The sequence below is a fragment of the Nocardia sp. PLKS1-43 genome (genome assembly GCF_059510335.1).
The window spans coordinates 48,069-63,910 of the sequence record NZ_JCAJZQ010000004.1; the positions used below are offsets into that span (position 1 = coordinate 48,069).

General features: G+C 68.0%; 13 protein-coding genes. 5 read left to right on the forward strand and 8 right to left on the reverse strand.

The features are described 5' to 3' along the window. Positions 1-3: 3 nt before the first annotated feature. Together recG and AC5WS7_RS15735 are read left to right on the forward strand one after the other, a co-directional pair. On the forward strand, positions 4-2,271 hold the full coding sequence (gene recG, locus AC5WS7_RS15730; protein WP_495955245.1) for an ATP-dependent DNA helicase RecG: 2,268 nt from the start codon (positions 4-6) through the stop codon (positions 2,269-2,271). A 431-nt stretch (positions 2,272-2,702) separates the two neighbouring features. Beyond that, a complete protein-coding gene (locus tag AC5WS7_RS15735) occupies positions 2,703-3,617 on the forward strand; it encodes an EamA family transporter (RefSeq protein ID WP_495955246.1) in 915 nt (304 codons plus the stop codon). Positions 3,618-3,692: 75 nt separating this feature from the next. Here AC5WS7_RS15735 and AC5WS7_RS15740 read toward each other — a convergent pair whose 3' ends face one another. Next, positions 3,693-5,114 carry a short-chain fatty acyl-CoA regulator family protein gene (locus AC5WS7_RS15740; protein WP_495955247.1) on the reverse strand — a complete coding sequence of 474 codons (1,422 nt, stop codon included), beginning with the start codon at positions 5,112-5,114 and terminating at the stop codon, positions 3,693-3,695. Positions 5,115-5,535: 421 nt separating this feature from the next. Here AC5WS7_RS15740 and AC5WS7_RS15745 point away from each other — a divergent pair, with 421 nt between their 5' ends. Further along, positions 5,536-8,940: a pyruvate carboxylase gene (locus AC5WS7_RS15745; RefSeq protein ID WP_495955248.1), complete on the forward strand. Its 3,405-nt coding sequence runs from the start codon at positions 5,536-5,538 to the stop codon at positions 8,938-8,940. 79 nt (positions 8,941-9,019) lie between these two features. Next, positions 9,020-9,577: a 16S rRNA (guanine(966)-N(2))-methyltransferase RsmD gene (rsmD, locus tag AC5WS7_RS15750; protein WP_495955249.1), complete on the forward strand. Its 558-nt coding sequence runs from the start codon at positions 9,020-9,022 to the stop codon at positions 9,575-9,577. A gap of 75 nt (positions 9,578-9,652) precedes the next feature. On the opposite strand, the gene AC5WS7_RS15755 is transcribed toward rsmD, so the two are convergent. Then, entirely contained in the window at positions 9,653-10,561 is a 909-nt protein-coding gene (locus AC5WS7_RS15755; RefSeq protein WP_495955250.1) for a LysR family transcriptional regulator ArgP, read from the reverse strand. A 72-nt stretch (positions 10,562-10,633) separates the two neighbouring features. Between AC5WS7_RS15755 and AC5WS7_RS15760 the strand changes: the two genes are divergently transcribed. Then, the gene (locus AC5WS7_RS15760) at positions 10,634-11,257 is read left to right on the forward strand and encodes a LysE/ArgO family amino acid transporter (protein WP_495955251.1); all 624 of its coding nucleotides are present in this window, start codon (positions 10,634-10,636) and stop codon (positions 11,255-11,257) included. Position 11,258: 1 nt separating this feature from the next. Here the strand turns inward: AC5WS7_RS15760 and AC5WS7_RS15765 are convergent, their stop codons facing one another. The 6 genes from AC5WS7_RS15765 to AC5WS7_RS15790 all read right to left on the reverse strand — a co-directional run bounded on the left by AC5WS7_RS15765 (position 11,259) and on the right by AC5WS7_RS15790 (position 15,795). Beyond that, complete coding sequence (locus tag AC5WS7_RS15765; protein WP_495955252.1) at positions 11,259-12,302, reverse strand: PHP domain-containing protein; 1,044 nt, start codon at positions 12,300-12,302, stop codon at positions 11,259-11,261. A gap of 347 nt (positions 12,303-12,649) precedes the next feature. Next, the gene (locus AC5WS7_RS15770) at positions 12,650-13,252 is read right to left on the reverse strand and encodes a dihydrofolate reductase family protein (protein ID WP_495955253.1); all 603 of its coding nucleotides are present in this window, start codon (positions 13,250-13,252) and stop codon (positions 12,650-12,652) included. Between the two features lie 81 nt (positions 13,253-13,333). Beyond that, positions 13,334-14,191 (reverse strand): bifunctional DNA-formamidopyrimidine glycosylase/DNA-(apurinic or apyrimidinic site) lyase, encoded by an 858-nt coding sequence (mutM, locus tag AC5WS7_RS15775; RefSeq protein WP_495955254.1) that lies wholly within the window; start codon positions 14,189-14,191, stop codon positions 13,334-13,336. Continuing rightward, positions 14,192-14,926: a ribonuclease III gene (gene rnc / locus AC5WS7_RS15780; protein ID WP_495955255.1), complete on the reverse strand. Its 735-nt coding sequence runs from the start codon at positions 14,924-14,926 to the stop codon at positions 14,192-14,194. 19 nt (positions 14,927-14,945) lie between these two features. Further along, a complete protein-coding gene (rpmF, locus tag AC5WS7_RS15785; RefSeq protein WP_040826295.1) occupies positions 14,946-15,128 on the reverse strand; it encodes a 50S ribosomal protein L32 in 183 nt (60 codons plus the stop codon). 64 nt (positions 15,129-15,192) lie between these two features. After that, positions 15,193-15,795, reverse strand: a complete 603-nt coding sequence (locus tag AC5WS7_RS15790; RefSeq protein WP_495955256.1) for a YceD family protein — start codon at positions 15,793-15,795, stop codon at positions 15,193-15,195. Between the last annotated feature and the right edge of the window lie 47 nt (positions 15,796-15,842).

Consider the following 15,842-nt stretch of genomic DNA (forward strand, 5'->3'; position numbering starts at 1 on the left):
CCAATGGCGACACTGCGCGACCGGCTCGATCACGTGCTCGGGGTGAAGGCGGCCGACTCCCTGGCCGACGCCTTCGATATGCAGACGGTCGAGGATCTGTTGCGGCACTACCCGCTGCGGTACGCCACCCAGGGGCAGCCGCTGAGCGAGGAGGCGCCCGAGGAGGGCACGCACCTGACTCTCGTCGGCGTGGTCACGAAAACCGAACTGCGGCCGATGAAGAACCGCCGCGGCCGGTTGTTGAAGGTCGAACTCGACGCTGGTTCCGCGAAACCGGTCGAGATCACCTTCTTCAACGGCGACAAGGTGAGCTATCTGGTGAAACAGGGTGTGCGGGCGATGATGTCGGGCACCGTGCACTGGTGGCGGCCGGACCGCTGGAACCTGTCCCATCCCTCGTATCTGATCCTGCCGGAGGCCGGGGAGTCGGTGGAAAATCTCACCGCGGTGCGAGGCAGCGGCGATCTGCGCGGTCTGGCGCAGAGCGCCAAAGGCGCCGAGGGCGTGGACGTGTCGTTCTTCGAGCGCGAATACATCCCGGTGTATCCGGCGACGGCCAAGGTGCAGAGCTGGGATGTGCTCGCCTGCGTGCGGCAGGTGCTCGATCAGCTGGATCCGATCGATGACCCACTGCCGCAGGATCTTCGGGCCGAACGTGAACTGCTCCCGGTCTCGGACGCGCTGCGCCTGGTACACCTGCCCGAGCGCAAGTCCGATATCGAACAGGCCAGGGAGCGTTTGCGTTTCGACGAGGCGCTGGCCCTGCAACTGGTGCTGGCCGAACGCAGGCACGACGCCGCGGGGCGCACCGCCAAACCCTGCCCGCCCCGGACCGGCGGTATCGCAACCGAATTCGACAAGCGTCTGCCGTTCGAACTCACCGCGGGCCAGAAACAGGTGATCGCGGAGATCTCGCAGGATCTGTCCAGTCCGCATCCGATGCACCGGCTGCTGCAGGGTGAGGTCGGTTCCGGCAAGACCATCGTGGCCCTGCACGCCATGTTGCAGGTGGTCGACGCCGGTCAGCAGTGCGCCCTGCTCGCTCCCACCGAAGTGCTTGCCGCCCAGCACTATCGATCGTTGCGCGGCATGCTCGGCGAACTCGGCACGGCGGGTGAGCTGGGCGCGGCCGACAACGCCACCAAGGTCGTGCTGATGACCGGCTCGATGTCCACGAGCGCGAAGAAGGCCGCGCTGCTGGACGCGGTGACCGGCGAGGCCGGGATCGTCATCGGCACGCACGCGCTGATCCAGGACAACGTGGAATTCCTCGACCTGGGCATGGTGATCGTCGACGAACAGCACCGGTTCGGCGTGGAGCAGCGGGATGCCTTGCGCGCCAAGGCCAAAGACGGCATCAGCCCGCATCTGCTGGTGATGACCGCGACCCCGATCCCGCGCACCATCGCCATGACCACCCTGGGCGATCTGGAGACCTCGACGCTGACCGAGCTGCCGCGCGGCCGCTCGCCGATCACCACCCGGGTGGTGCCCGCGCGAACGCACCCGACCTGGGTGGACCGGGCCTGGGAGCGCATTCGCGAGGAGGTCGGCCAGGGGCGTCAGGCGTATGTCGTGTGCTCGCGCATCGGTGAGGAGGAGGACAAGCCGAAAGCCAAGGGGCGCAAGGCAAAAGCGGAGGAGGAGAAGGAGGCGCCGACCACCCACGCGGCCCGGGACCTCTACGAGACGCTCTCGGCCGGTGACCTGGCCGGTCTGCGGGTCGGGCTGTTGCACGGGCGGCTGCCGAGCGATGAGAAGGACGCGGTGATGCGCGCGTTCAACGATGCTGAGATCGATGTGCTGGTCTGCACCACCGTCGTCGAGGTCGGCGTGGACGTGCCGAATGCGACGGTCATGGTGATCGTGGACGCCGACCGTTTCGGCGTGAGCCAGCTGCATCAGCTGCGCGGTCGCGTCGGGCGCGGTGAACATCCCGGACTGTGCCTGCTGATCACCGAAACCTCGCCGATGGGCACTGCCATGGCGCGGCTCGAGGCGGTCGCGGGCACTCTGGACGGATTCGAACTGTCGGTGCTGGATCTGCGGCAGCGCCGGGAGGGCGATGTGCTCGGCTCGGCCCAGTCCGGCACGGCGCGGTCGCTGCGCCTGCTGTCGCTGCTCGACGACCTCGAGGTGATCACCGCAGCGCAGCAGCTCGCCCGTGAGATCGTCGAAGCGGATCCGGGGCTGAACCGTCATCCCGGTCTCGCGACGATGATGCGCGCGGCGGTCGACGGTGAACGCCTGGAGTACCTGGCCAAGTCGTAGTCGGCGCGGACCGGCCTCGCCCGCGGACCGCCCGGCGCTGGGCGACCGCCCCGACCGCGATACCGGCGAGGCCTCGGGCTGCCGCAGCGACCTACACCGGGTGGTGTGTTGGGCAGCGGTCGGGGTGCGGGAAAGGGGACTCGGCGGGTGTGCCGGGGCGGCCAGGGTGGCCCGCCGCCGAGCACCGTGTGCAGCTCCACGGTGGCGTCCGCCGGGCAGTGACAGCGGGGGCGACATTGCGCTGGCAGGGTCGCCCGGTGACACAGGTGGGTGAGGGCGTCTGCGATAGCGGACGTGGTGATAGCGGCGCGGGTTCAGCGTGCGGGAGTCGGCGGGAGTGGGTGTGGGGGTCGGGGCGGATGTCCGTGAGTGTGGGCATGGGATAGAGCGTCGGTGAGCACGGGCGCTGGACAGGAAGGACGGCGGATACGGTGGTCGCGATCGATTTCGAGCGAGTGCGCAGAGAGGCCGTACCGCGGCTGTTCTCCCGGATGCCGGTATGGCAGGGGATCGGCGGGGTGCCGCCGACCTTGCTCGTGCTGGCGGGCATCGTCAGCGTGCAGGTGGGCGCGGCGCTGGCGACCGAGTTGTTCGCCGCGACGGGTCCCGCCGGTGCGGTGAGCCTGCGACTGTTCTTCGCCGGTGCGGTCCTGTTGGTGTTCTGGCGCTCCTCGCTGCGGATCGAACGCCGGGCGGTGCCGGTCGTGCTCGGTTACGGCGCGGTGCTGGCGCTGATGAACCTGTCCTTCTACGAGGCGATCGACCGCATCCCGCTCGGTATGGCCGTCACCCTCGAATTCCTCGGACCCCTCGCGGTGGCCCTGGCCGGATCGCGACGCTGGGTCGACCCGGTGTGGGCGGTGCTGGCCGGCGCCGGGGTGCTGCTGCTGACGCGCACGGCGGGGCATGTGCCCTGGACGGGTGTGCTGCTGGCGTTGGGCGCGGCGACCTGCTGGGCCGGTTACATCCTGCTCGGTGCGAAACTCGGTGAGAAGACCAGTGGCGGTGGCGGATTGGCGTTGGCGATGGCCTTCGGCGGGGTGCTCATGGCGCCGGTCGGCATCGCGGGCGCGGGCTCGGCACTGTTGCATCCGTCGGTACTGGCCGCCGGTTTCGGGGTCGCGATGCTGTCCTCGGTGCTGCCCTATTCGGTGGAACTCGAGGCGCTGCGCCGGATTCCGCCGCGAGTGTTCGGCGTGCTGATGAGCCTCGAGCCCGCCGTGGCCGCCGTGGCCGGTCTGCTCGTGCTGGGGCAGCGCATGAACCTGGCGCAGTGGGCCGGGATCGCCTGCGTCGTGGCGGCCTCGGCCGGGGCGACCAGAACCGGGCGGGGCGATCACGTCTGATCGCGGCCGCCGGCCGACTGCCGGAACAGCGCCCGCCGGCCGCGCTGACGGCCTGATCGTTGCGGCATTCGTGAATCAGCGGATCGCGCGGGGATAGGGCAGGTCGACCGACGTCGTTTCGGTGACGGCCAGCGGCCGTCCGATCTGGGGAAATGCCCGTTGCGGACAGGACGAACGCTCGCACACCTTGCAGCCCGCCCCGATCGGCACCGCGGCCGACGGATCGTCCAGTTGCAGTCCGTGCGAGTAGACCAGCCGGTCGGCGTATTCGATGTCGCAACCCAGGCCGATGGCGAATTCCTTGGTGGCCGAGCTGAATCCGCGCGTCGCGGGCTGGGTGGTGCGTGCCACCCACAGGTATCGGCGTCCGTCCGGCATGGCGGCGACCTGCGTGAGCACCCGGCCGGGATTCGCGAACGCCTCGTGCACCACCCACAGCGGGCAGCTGCCGCCGACCCGGGAGAAGTGGAACGCGGTGGCGGACTGGCGTTTGGAGATGTTCCCGGCCCGATCGGTGCGCACGAAGAAGAACGGCACCCCGCGTTGTCCTTGCCGCTGCAGCGTGCTGAGCCGATGACAGACGGTTTCGAAGCCCACCTCGAAGCGCAGTCCGAGGAGATCTATGTCATAGCGCAATTCCTCGGCCGAGCGCAGGAAGCGTCCGTACGGCAGCACCACCGCGCCGGCGAAGTAGTTGGCCAGCCCGACCCGGGCCAGCGCGCGCGACTCACCGGTCAGCGACGGCGTTCCGGCGATGACCTCGTCCAGCAGCGGCCCGTGCAGCAGGAAGGCCAGGGTGGTGGCGATCTGGAAGGCGCGCTGCCCCGGGCGCAGCCGTCGCGCCAGGGTGAGGGTGCGGGTTTCCGGATCGTAGTGCCGTTTGGGGATGGCCGGATCGGCTCCGTCGCCGCGCACCAGAACGGTCACCCGGGCTCGCTCCTCCGCGACACGGGCCAGCTGGCGGTCCAGCGACCCGATCGTCAGGCCGGATTCCTCGAACAGCTGCTCGGCGGCCAGATCGAGCTGGGCGATGTGATTGTGGTGGTCGTAGAAGAAATCGCGCACGTCTTCGTACGGCATCGGGACGCCGGGCGCACCGGTCGGCGTGGCGACCTTGGAGGAAAGCAGATCCAGCTGATCGGTGGCCGCGCGCAGGCGGCGATGCATGGCGACGATGGTTTTGGCGACCTCGGGCAGCCGGGTGGCGAGGTCCTCGACCTCGGCGGCGGGCGGTGCGGTGCCGCCCGCGGCCTCGACCAGGACCTCGTGCAGATCCGACACCAGCCGGGCGTCGGAGTCCGCGGCGAAGAACTGCACATCCAGGTCGAATGTCGAATTCAGTTTCAGCAGAACGGGAATGGTGAGTGGCCGTTGATCGCGCTCGAGCTGATTGAGATAGCTGGGCGAGAGCTCGAGGGACTTTGCCAGTGCGGCCTGCGTCATCCGCCGTTCCTCGCGCAATCGCCGTAGTCGGGCACCCGCATACATCTTGCGCACGTGCAAGATGCTACCCACGGATATTCGCAATCATTGCAATATCTTCGGCCATGTCTGCCGGCGATCTACCGGGCCCGCCAGTTCGGTCGATATTACCGATGCGTAGTGTGCGAATCCGGCGCGGTCGAGCCGGCCGCGCAGATGATCGCCGATCGGCGCGCGGTCCGCGGCGACCGAACTGTTTCCGAAGGTAACCGATGGTGAGCCGTGCGGCGGCATCTTGCATTCGGTCGCGCGGGGATCCGATCGGGTCGTTCGAATGTGTCCGCCCCCTTGACGCCGGTGTCCGCACTCGGTCGATGCACAGGGAGATGTCGCGGTGATGTCGGGCCGCGCACCGCCTCGACCGGCTGGTGGTGAGCGTTCGGTCGAACCCGTTACAGTTTGTGCGGGGCTGTATCCGGGCAGGTACCTTTATCGGATGTTCTCCAAAGTGCTCGTCGCCAACCGCGGGGAAATCGCCATTCGGGCGTTCCGCGCCGCCTACGAACTCGGTGTCGGGACCGTCGCGGTATTCCCCTACGAGGACCGCAACTCGGTGCACCGGCTCAAGGCCGACGAGGCTTATCAGATCGGCGTGCCCGGCCATCCGGTCCGGGCCTATCTGTCGATCCCGGAGATCATCTCCGCGGCCAAGACGGCCGGGGCCGATGCGATCTACCCCGGTTACGGATTCCTCTCGGAAAATCCCGATCTCGCGGCGGCCTGCGCCGATGAGGGCATCACCTTCATCGGTCCCTCGTCCGATGTGCTCGAACTGACCGGTAACAAGGCTCGCGCGATCGCGGCGGCGCGGGCGGCGGGTCTGCCGGTGCTGGCCTCGAGCGAGCCGTCGGCCGATGTGTCCGAACTACTGGCCGCCGCGGAATCGATGGAATTCCCGGTATTCGTCAAGGCGGTCGCGGGTGGTGGCGGCCGCGGCATGCGGCGTGTGGCGGAGCGGGCCCAGTTGCGCGAATCCATCGAGGCCGCGATGCGCGAGGCCGAATCGGCATTCGGCGATGCAACGGTCTTCCTGGAGCAGGCGGTGATCAACCCGCGCCATATCGAGGTGCAGATCCTGGCCGACGGCCGCGGCAATGTGATCCACCTTTTCGAGCGCGACTGTTCGCTGCAGCGGCGGCACCAGAAGGTGATCGAACTCGCGCCCGCGCCCAATTTGGATCCCGAACTGCGCGAGCGTATTTGCGCCGACGCGGTGGCCTTCGCCCGGGAGATCGGATACAGCTGCGCGGGCACCGTGGAGTTCCTGCTCGACGAGCGCGGCAATCACGTGTTCATCGAGATGAATCCGCGTATCCAGGTGGAGCATACGGTGACCGAGGAGATCACCGACGTCGATCTGGTTCAGTCGCAGCTGCGCATCGCGGCGGGCGAGACGCTGGAATCGCTGGGACTGAGCCAGGATTCGATCAGCATTCACGGCGCGGCGTTGCAATGCCGGATCACGACCGAGGATCCGGCCAACGGATTCCGGCCCGATACCGGGCGGATCACCGCGTACCGCAGTCCCGGCGGCAGCGGTATCCGGCTGGACGGCGGTGCCAATCTGGGCGCCGAGGTCGCCGCGCATTTCGACTCGATGCTGGTCAAACTCACCTGTCGCGGAAGGGATTTCGCCACGGCCGTGGCGCGGGCGCGGCGGGCGGTCGCCGAATTCCGGATTCGCGGCGTGTCCACGAACATCCCGTTCCTGCAAGCGGTTCTGGACGATCCGGATTTCCGGGCCGGACGGATCACCACCTCGTTCATCGACGAGCGGCCGCATCTGCTGACCCAGCGCGGTTCCGCGGACCGCGGCACCAAGATCCTGAACTATCTGGCCGATATCACCGTCAACAAGCCGCACGGTGAGCGGCCGACCGCGGTCTACCCGCAGGACAAATTGCCCGCGCTGGATCTGACCGTGCCGCCGCCGGACGGCTCGCGCCAGCGGCTGCTGCGGTTGGGCCCGGAGGGTTTCGCGCAGGCGCTGCGGCAGCAGAGCGCGATCGCGGTGACCGACACCACCTTCCGCGACGCGCATCAGTCGCTGCTGGCCACGCGGGTACGCACCAACAGCCTGTTGCAGGTCGCGGGGCATGTGGCGCGGATGACCCCGGAGTTGCTGTCGATCGAATGCTGGGGCGGGGCGACCTACGACGTGGCGCTGCGATTCCTGCACGAGGATCCGTGGGAGCGCCTGGCGGCGTTGCGGGATGCGATCCCGAACATCAACCTGCAGATGCTGCTGCGCGGACGCAATACGGTGGGTTACACGCCGTATCCGGAAAAGGTCACGCGCGCATTCGTTTCCGAGGCCGCGGCGACCGGTATCGATATCTTCCGGATCTTCGACGCGCTCAACAACGTCGACCAGATGCGCCCGGCGATCGATGCGGTGCGCGAGACCGGGACCACCATCGCGGAAGTCGCGCTGTCCTACACCGGTGACCTGTCGAATCCGGGCGAGGATCTGTACACGCTGGACTATTACCTGAAGCTGGCCGAGCAGATCGTCGAGGCGGGCGCGCACATCATCGCGATCAAGGATATGGCCGGGCTGCTGCGCGCGCCCGCCGCGCACACCCTGGTCACCGCGCTGCGCAGTAATTTCGATCTGCCGGTGCACGTGCACACGCACGACACCCCGGGCGGTCAGCTGGCGACGTATCTGGCCGCATGGCAGGCCGGGGCCGACGCGGTGGACGGCGCCAGCGCGCCCCTGGCCGGGACCACCTCGCAGCCCGCATTGTCGGCGATCGTCGCCGCGGCGGCCAATTCACCGTACGACAGCGGAATCAACCTGCAGAACGTCTGTGATCTGGAGCCGTACTGGGAGGCGTTGCGCAAGGGCTACGCGCCCTTCGAATCCGGATTGCCGAGTCCCACCGGGCGCGTTTACGAGCACGAGATCCCGGGCGGTCAGCTGTCGAATCTGCGGCAGCAGGCCATCGCGCTGGGCCTGGGCGATCGGTTCGAGGAGGTGGAGGCGAAATACGCTGCGGCGGACCGGCTCCTGGGTCGTCTGGTGAAGGTGACCCCGTCCTCGAAGGTGGTCGGCGATCTGGCGCTGTCGCTGGTCGGTTCCGGGGTGTCGGTGGACGATTTCGCCGCCGATCCCGGCCGCTACGACATTCCCGATTCGGTGATCGGTTTCCTGCGGGGGGAACTCGGCACGCCCGCGGGCGGGTGGCCCGAGCCGTTCCGCAGCCGCGCGCTGGCTGGGCGCGGTGCGGCCAAACCCGAGACCGAACTCACCGCGCAGGACGAGGCCGGGCTGAACGGGAACTCGGCGCAGCGCCGAGAGACGTTGAACCGTTTGCTGTTCCCCGGCCCCACCACCGAATTCCTGGCGCACCGGGAGAAATTCGGCGACACCTCCGGCCTGTCCACGAACCAGTACTTCTACGGCCTGCGGCACGGCGAGGAGCATCGGGTTCAGCTGGAGAAGGGCGTCACGCTGCTCATCGGCCTCGAGGCGATCTCCGAGCCCGACGAGCGCGGCATGCGCACGGTGATGTGCATTCTCAACGGCCAGTTGCGGCCGGTCACGGTGCGCGACCGTTCGATCGCCAGCGAGATTCCGGCCGCGGAGAAGGCCGATAAATCCGATCCCGGCCATATCGCCGCACCCTTCGCCGGTGTGGTCACCCTGGTCGTGGCCGAGGGCGACCGCATCGCCGCCGGTGACACCATCGGCACCATCGAGGCGATGAAGATGGAAGCCGCCATCACCGCGCCCCGCGCGGGCACCGTTGTCCGGATTGCCATCGGCCGGGTGCAGCAGGTGGAGGGCGGCGATCTGCTGGTGGACGTCCGCCCGAACGAGACCGCCGCCGAGTGAACCGGCGGCGGACATCCGGGGGAACGGTGCGAATCGCCGGCGGTGGTTCGCGAGCTGTCCTCGGCGGGAGCGTATTCCGTTGACGCGGATCGTGGCCGGTGTCGCGGGCGGGCGGCGGTTGCGGGTGCCGCCCGCCGGGACTCGCCCGACCTCCGACCGGGTCCGCGAGGCCTTGTTCAGCATGCTCTGCGCGCGAATGGATTTCGACGGCATTCGGGTGCTGGACCTGTACGCGGGTTCGGGCGCGCTCGGGCTGGAGGCGTTGTCCCGCGGCGCATCCCACGCGCTGCTGGTCGAATCCGATCGCAAGGCGGCGGCGGTGGTGCGGGGCAATATCGCGGACCTCGGCTTACCCGGCGGCGAATTACGCAGCAGCACAGTATCTTCCGTACTGGCCACCACCCCACCCGAACCGTACGATCTGGTCCTGTCGGACCCGCCCTACGACCTGGACGGCACCCGGGTCACCGCCGACCTGACCGCCCTGGCCGCAAACGGCTGGCTGTATCCCGACGCCCTCGTCGTCGTCGAACGCGCCACCCGTTCCCCCGAAACCTCCTGGCCCACCGGCTTTTCCCCGCATCGTGAACGCCGTTACGGCGAAACCCGCATCGAATCCGCCGACTACGAACCCTGAACGTCCGGCTCCGTCGCACCGGCCGGACACCGGTTCGTCCGGTGCGTGACGAACATGCCGACGCCAGTCGCAGGTTCAGCGCAGAGCTTGTGCGGCGGCGTCGGCTATTGCGGCGGCGACGGAGGTCAGGGCGGGGGAGTCCAGACGCCATTGTTGCCAGTACAGGGCGACGTCGACGTGCATCGATTCGTCGATGGTGACCAGCGAATCGGCGTAGTCGTGCATGCCGAGTTGCAGATCGGGGATCAAGCCCCAGCCCAGGCCGAGACGGACGGCCTCGGCGTAGCCGGAGGTGGCGGGGATGTAGTGCCGGGGCGGGTCGACCGGACGCCGAGTGCGGCGGCGCATGAGCCGGTCCTGGAGGTCGTCGTTGTCGTCGAACATGATCACCGGTGCCTGCGCGAAGGCGTGCGCGGTCGCGCCCTCGGGGAACCAGGTGCGGGCGAACTCCGGGGTGGCCATGGGGCGATAGCGCATCGAACCCAGCCGCCGCACCCGGCAGCCCTGCACCGGCTGGGCGGTCGCGGTGATCGCGGCCATGACGGTGCCGTTGCGCAGCAGGCGGGTGGTGTGTTCCTCGTCCTCGCGGTGGATTTCGAAGCAAACCCCGGCGGGCGCACGGGACAGGGCGGGCATCACCCAGGTCTCCAGCGAATCGGCGTTGACCGCGATCGGCAGTCGGACGCGGCGGTCCGCCTCGGTGCCCGCTTCGCCGTAACCGCTTGCGGCGGAGCCGAGTTCGCGTGCGGTATCGCCGGTCAGCAATTCGATCTGCCGGGCCAGGCGAAGTACCGCGAGCCCGGATTCGGTGGGGCGCACGGGTTTCGTGCGTTGCAGCAGGATACGACCGACCGCGCGCTCTAGTGTCTTGATGCGCTGGCTGATCGCCGAGGGTGTGACCCGCAGCCGACGCGCGGCCGCCTCGAAGGTGCCCTCGGCGACCGCCGCGTCCAGGGCCCGGAGCTGGTCCAGCTGCAGATCCATATCAAGAAATTGTAATGATCGCTGAAAAACATTAGCTGGCCTGGCCGATGATCGTTACTTAGCGTGGGGCCGGTGAATACGTCGTCGGCCGTGCAGGCTGCCCTGTCGGGCCTGGGTTTCGGACTCTCACTGATCGTCGTGATCGGCGCGCAGAACACCTTCGTGCTGCGTCAGGGCATCCGCCGCGAGCATGTGCTCGCCGTGGTGGCGGTCTGCGCGGTCTCGGACGTGGTGCTGATCGCCGCGGGCGTGGCCGGGCTCGGCGCGATCATCCGGTCGGCTCCCATGGTGCTGGTCTTGGCCCGCTACGCCGGTGCGGCGTTCCTGATCGGCTACGGAATCATGGCGGCGCGGCGGGCGATGTCGCCGGGCGCGCTCACCGGCGAATCGTCCGGCGCCTCGGTGGCGCTGGGTGCGACGCTGCTCACCTGCCTCGGAATGACCTGGCTCAACCCGAACGTCTACCTCGACACCGTGGTCCTGCTCGGTTCGTTCGCCAGTACCTACGCGGGCGCGTACCGGTGGTTCCTGGCCGCCGGGGCGATGCTCGGCAGCATCCTGTGGTTCACCGGCCTCGGCTTCGGCGCGCGCCTGCTGGGCCCGCTGTTCGCTCGCCGAACCGCCTGGCGCGCACTGGATTCGGTGATCGCACTGATCATGTTCACGCTGGGTACCGTGCTGGTGTTGCAGCGTTGAGTCAGCGCGCGCCGGTGAAGGTAGTCAGCCGATCCAACGGCCAGGTATTGATGATCCGGGCCGGATCGACGCCGTTGGCCAGCGCCCGCGCGCAGCCGTAACTCTGCCAATCCAATTGGCCGGGCGCGTGGGCGTCGGTGTCGATGGCGAAATGGCAGCCCAGCTCGACGGCCAACCGGATCAGCCGTCCGGGCGGGTCACGGCGTTCGGGGCGGCTGTTGATCTCCACGGCGGTCCCGTAGCGACGGCACGCCTCGAAGACGAGTTCGGCGTCGAACTCCGATTCGGGCCGGATGCCGCGCTGCCCCTCGACCAGTCGTCCGGTGCAGTGTCCGAGGACGTCCACATCCGGATTCGCGACCGCGGTGACCATGCGCCTGGTCATGGTCGCGCTGTCCGCGCGCAGGTGGGAATGCACGCTCGCCACGACGATATCGAGTTCGGCGAGCAGATCCGGGTGTTGATCGAGCGAACCGTCGTCGAGGATGTCGACCTCGATGGCGGTCAGGATCCGGAACGGCGCCAGCCGTTCGTTCAGTTCGGCGACCACGTCGAGTTGACGGCGCAACCGCTCGGCGGACAGCCCGTTGGCGACCCGCAGCCGCGGCGAATGATCGGTCAGCGCACAGTATTCGTGCCCCAGCGCGATCGCCGTCCGCATCATCTCCTCGATCGGACTGCCGCCGTCGGACCAGTCCGAATGCGTATGCAGATCCCCGCGCAACAGCTTGCGGATCCGCGCTCCCTCCGGCGCGATCGGCTTCGCCTCCGAACGCAATTCGACCAACTTCGCCGGAACCTGCCCGTCCGCCGCCTGCGCGATCACGGCTCCGGTCTTCGGCCCGACGCCCGAAAGCTCCTGCCAGCCACCACTTTTCCGGAACCGCTCGAACTCGTCGTCCGACAATGCCGCCACCGCGTCGGCCGCCCGCCGATACGCCTTCACCCGATGCGTCTGCGCCCGCCCCCGCTCCATCCAGAACGCGATCTCCCGAAGCGCCGCCTGCACTTTCGACGCCCGGCCAACATCATCCGCTGCGGACATGAACCCTCCTGCGGTTACGTCCGAGACTCGGACAGTCTTGCAATGGCGACCGAGACATGAACAACTCCTGGGGTACCTCCGAACTCGGACTCGCACTCGATGGTCACAACTCTCGCTGCGCCGACCACCTCCAGCATCGCACTCGCGCTGCCGACTACCCTCAGCATCACACTCTCGCCGCGCCGACTAACCCGCTGCCCAACGTAACAACTGATATCGCGAGCACACCGGTAACTCCCCGGGTACGCCCAAAAGCCCATTGTCACAAGACCGCCGGCCCGAGAACCAAGTCCGGAGGCACCCGACGACCCGCTGAAGTCGCGGGGAGGCGGGGGAGCCCGCTGAAGTCACGGGGAGGCAGGGGCGCCGGGGGAGATCCTCACGTACTTCAGGAAGGCCACGCCGTCCTCGAATACGCGGCTGGTGAGCACGCGGAACCGATTCGGTTCCGGCAGACGCGATCCCGCCCCGAACAGCGGTCGCCCGCTACCCAGCACGATCGGATGCAGCTTCAGGAAGATCTGGTCGATCTCCGGCACCAGCGCTTGGGCGAGCCGGCCGCCTCCGCACAACCAGATGCCAAGGCCCGGTTCATGTTTGAGCTCTCGTACTCGTGCGAGTGGATCGGCGGAGATGAGTTCGACGTCCGGGGCGGGATTTTCGGGCAGGGTGCTGGAGACCACGAACTGGCGCAGGTGCGCGTACGGACTCGAGGTTCCGGTGCGCACGCCGAAGTCGTGCGTCCGGCGGCCCATCAGGACCGTATCGAAGGTGGCCGGCGGCTGATCGAGGCCCTGGGCCTCCCGCACCTTCGTCGGCAGGGTTTCCGGAAACTGCGCGGTGACCACCGGGACGTGATCACCGCCGACGGGGAAGAAATCCACCGAACCGTCGTCGGTGGCGATGAAACCGTCGATCGTCGAGGCGACGTAGTAGGTCAGTTTGCGCATCTGTCCTCCTCAACAGCCGGGACATGGCCGTACTGAAAACCGTAGCGCGAGCGAAACGGCAGTCGCCGGGTTTCTGCGCGGCTAGCGCCGTGGACGGGGCTGACAGCGCGGGCAGGAGTAGGAGGACCGGTTCATGAATTTCTCGCGCCGGATCGGTGCGCCGCAGCGGCGGCACGGCTCGTCCTCGCGTCCGTAGGCGGCCAGCGAGCGTTCGAAATAGCCGGACTGCCCGTTCACGTTGACGTACAGCGCGTCGAAGGAGGTGCCGCCGGCGCCCAGCGCCTCGGACATCACCGCCCGCACATCGGTGAGCAGCCCGTGCAATGCGGGCCGAGTGAGTTTGCCCGCGATGCGCTCGCCGTGGATACCGGCCCGCCACAGGGCCTCGTCGGCATAGATGTTGCCGATGCCGGACACCACGGTCTGATCCAGCAGCACCCGTTTCACATCGGAGGATTTGGTGCGCATCGTGCGCACCACGGCATCGGCGTCGAACAGCGGATCCAGCGGATCGCGGGCGATATGCGCGACCGCTTCGGGCACCTCGGTGCCGTCGACCTCGACCAGCGGATGCAGCGCCCAGCCACCGAAGGTGCGCTGGTCCACGAACCGCAGCTGCGCACCCGAATCGAGGGTGGCCACGATGTGCGCGTGCTTCTCCAGCGGGGCGTCCGCGGGCTGGACCAGCATTTGCCCGCTCATCCCGAGATGCACCACCAGCGCGATCTCCGGATCGTCGAAGGTCAGCCAGAGGAATTTGCCGCGCCGCCGGGCGGATTCGACCCGCAGCCCGGACATCCGCGCGGACAGATCATCCCCGCCGAGCACATGTCTGCGCACCGAGCGGGGATGTTTCACCGTGACGGATTCGACGATATGGCCGACCACATGATCGGTGAGGCCGCGTCGGACAACCTCGACCTCGGGAAGTTCGGGCATCTACCCCTCATTCAGAGACTGCCAGGCAGCCCCGGCGGCCTTCTGTTCGGCTTCCTTCTTGGACCGGCCCACACCCGAACCGTATGCCTGACCACCGATCACCGCGGTCGCGGTGAACTCCTTGTCGTGATCGGGGCCGGTCGAAGTGATCTCGTATGCGGGCACGCCGATGCCGCGTTCGGCGGTCAGCTCCTGCAGGCTGGTCTTCCAGTCCAGGCCAGCGCCCATGCGCGGACCACGCTCGAGCAGTTCGGCGAACAGCCGCAGCACGACCTCGCGCGCGACCTGGATACCGTGATCGAGATGGACCGCGCCGAGCAGCGACTCCATCCCGTCGGCGAGGATGCTCGGCTTGTCGCGGCCGCCGGTCATCTCCTCGCCCTTGCCCAGCAGCAGATGCCGGCCCAGGCCGCCCTCACCCAGCCCGCGCGCCACCTCGGCCAGCGCGTGCATGTTCACCACGCTGGCGCGCAGCTTCGCGAGTTCACCCTCGGACTTGTCCGGGTGCTCGAGATACAGCCGCTCGGTGATGCTCAGGCCGAGTACCGAATCGCCCAGGAATTCCAGGCGTTCGTTGGTGGGCAGACCACCGTTCTCGTAGGCGTAGGAGCGGTGGGTGAGGGCCAGGCGCAGCAGATCCTCGCGCAGATCCACGCCGAGCGCCTCGAGCAGGCTCGCGTGATCGGCGGCCTCACCCACGGCGGGTGCGTCCGCGCGGTCCTTACTGGCGGTCACTTCTGCGCTGCCGGTGTGATCAAACCGCCGAGGCGACCTGGCGGCCCTTGTAGGTGCCGCAGTTCGGGCACGCGATGTGCGGGAGGGTCTTCTCGCCGCAGGCCCGGTTCGGGCAGGTGATCAGGGTCGGCGCGGTGGCCTTCCACTGGCTGCGCCGGGAGCGGGTGTTGGAACGGGACATCCGGCGCTTCGGAACGGCCACGACTGCTTCTCCTTAAAGTCTCTCCTGCCGGACCTGTCCGGGCCCGCAGGAAATCCGTCTACGTCTAATTGAGGTCGGCGGCGGTGCCGCCGGTGCCGGGGGATTCGGCCGTGAATTTGGCGAGCCCCGCCCAGCGAGGGTCCAGTATCTCATGCCGGTGATCGGAACCCGCAATCGCCATCCGCACACCGCATTCGGCGCACAATCCGGGACAGTCCGGTTCACACAGCGGTTGCAGCGGAAGTTCCAGGCCGACCATATCGGTGACCACCGGTTCCAGATCGATCATGTCGTCCACGAGACGGTAGATCTCGTCTTCCTCGGTGGTCTGCTCGGTGACGCTGTCCGGATAGGCGAACAGCTCGGTCACCTGCAGGACGATCTCGTCGGTGAAGGGTTCCAGGCAGCGTGAGCACTCCCCGGCGACCGGCGCGGTCACCGAACCGGTGACCAGCACACCCTCCGATACCGATTGCAGCGTCAGGTCCAGGTCCACCTCGCCCCCGGCCGGAATGGCGATCAGGTCCAGCCCGATCCGGTCCGGCACGGTCACCGCACGCCGCAGTGTCTTCATCGAGCCCGGTTTGCGTCCGAGACTGCGTGTATCCAGCACGAAACCCGCGTCGCTCGGACGACGACGCGAACCGGGACCGGAGTCGGCGGGCATCACGAACTCACTTCACCTGTAGCCATGGATGGGTAACCAGTCCACGA

Coding starts and splice junctions, on each gene's coding strand:
- AC5WS7_RS15790 (WP_495955256.1), bottom strand. CDS start 15,795: ATGCCCGCCGACTCCGGTCCCGGTTCGCGTCGTCGTCCGAGCGACGCG.
- AC5WS7_RS15755 (WP_495955250.1), bottom strand. CDS start 10,561: ATGGATCTGCAGCTGGACCAGCTCCGGGCCCTGGACGCGGCGGTCGCC.
- mutM (WP_495955254.1), bottom strand. CDS start 14,191: ATGCCCGAACTTCCCGAGGTCGAGGTTGTCCGACGCGGCCTCACCGAT.
- AC5WS7_RS15765 (WP_495955252.1), bottom strand. CDS start 12,302: ATGTCCGCAGCGGATGATGTTGGCCGGGCGTCGAAAGTGCAGGCGGCG.
- AC5WS7_RS15770 (WP_495955253.1), bottom strand. CDS start 13,252: ATGCGCAAACTGACCTACTACGTCGCCTCGACGATCGACGGTTTCATC.
- AC5WS7_RS15745 (WP_495955248.1), top strand. CDS start 5,536: ATGTTCTCCAAAGTGCTCGTCGCCAACCGCGGGGAAATCGCCATTCGG.
- recG (WP_495955245.1), top strand. CDS start 4: ATGGCGACACTGCGCGACCGGCTCGATCACGTGCTCGGGGTGAAGGCG.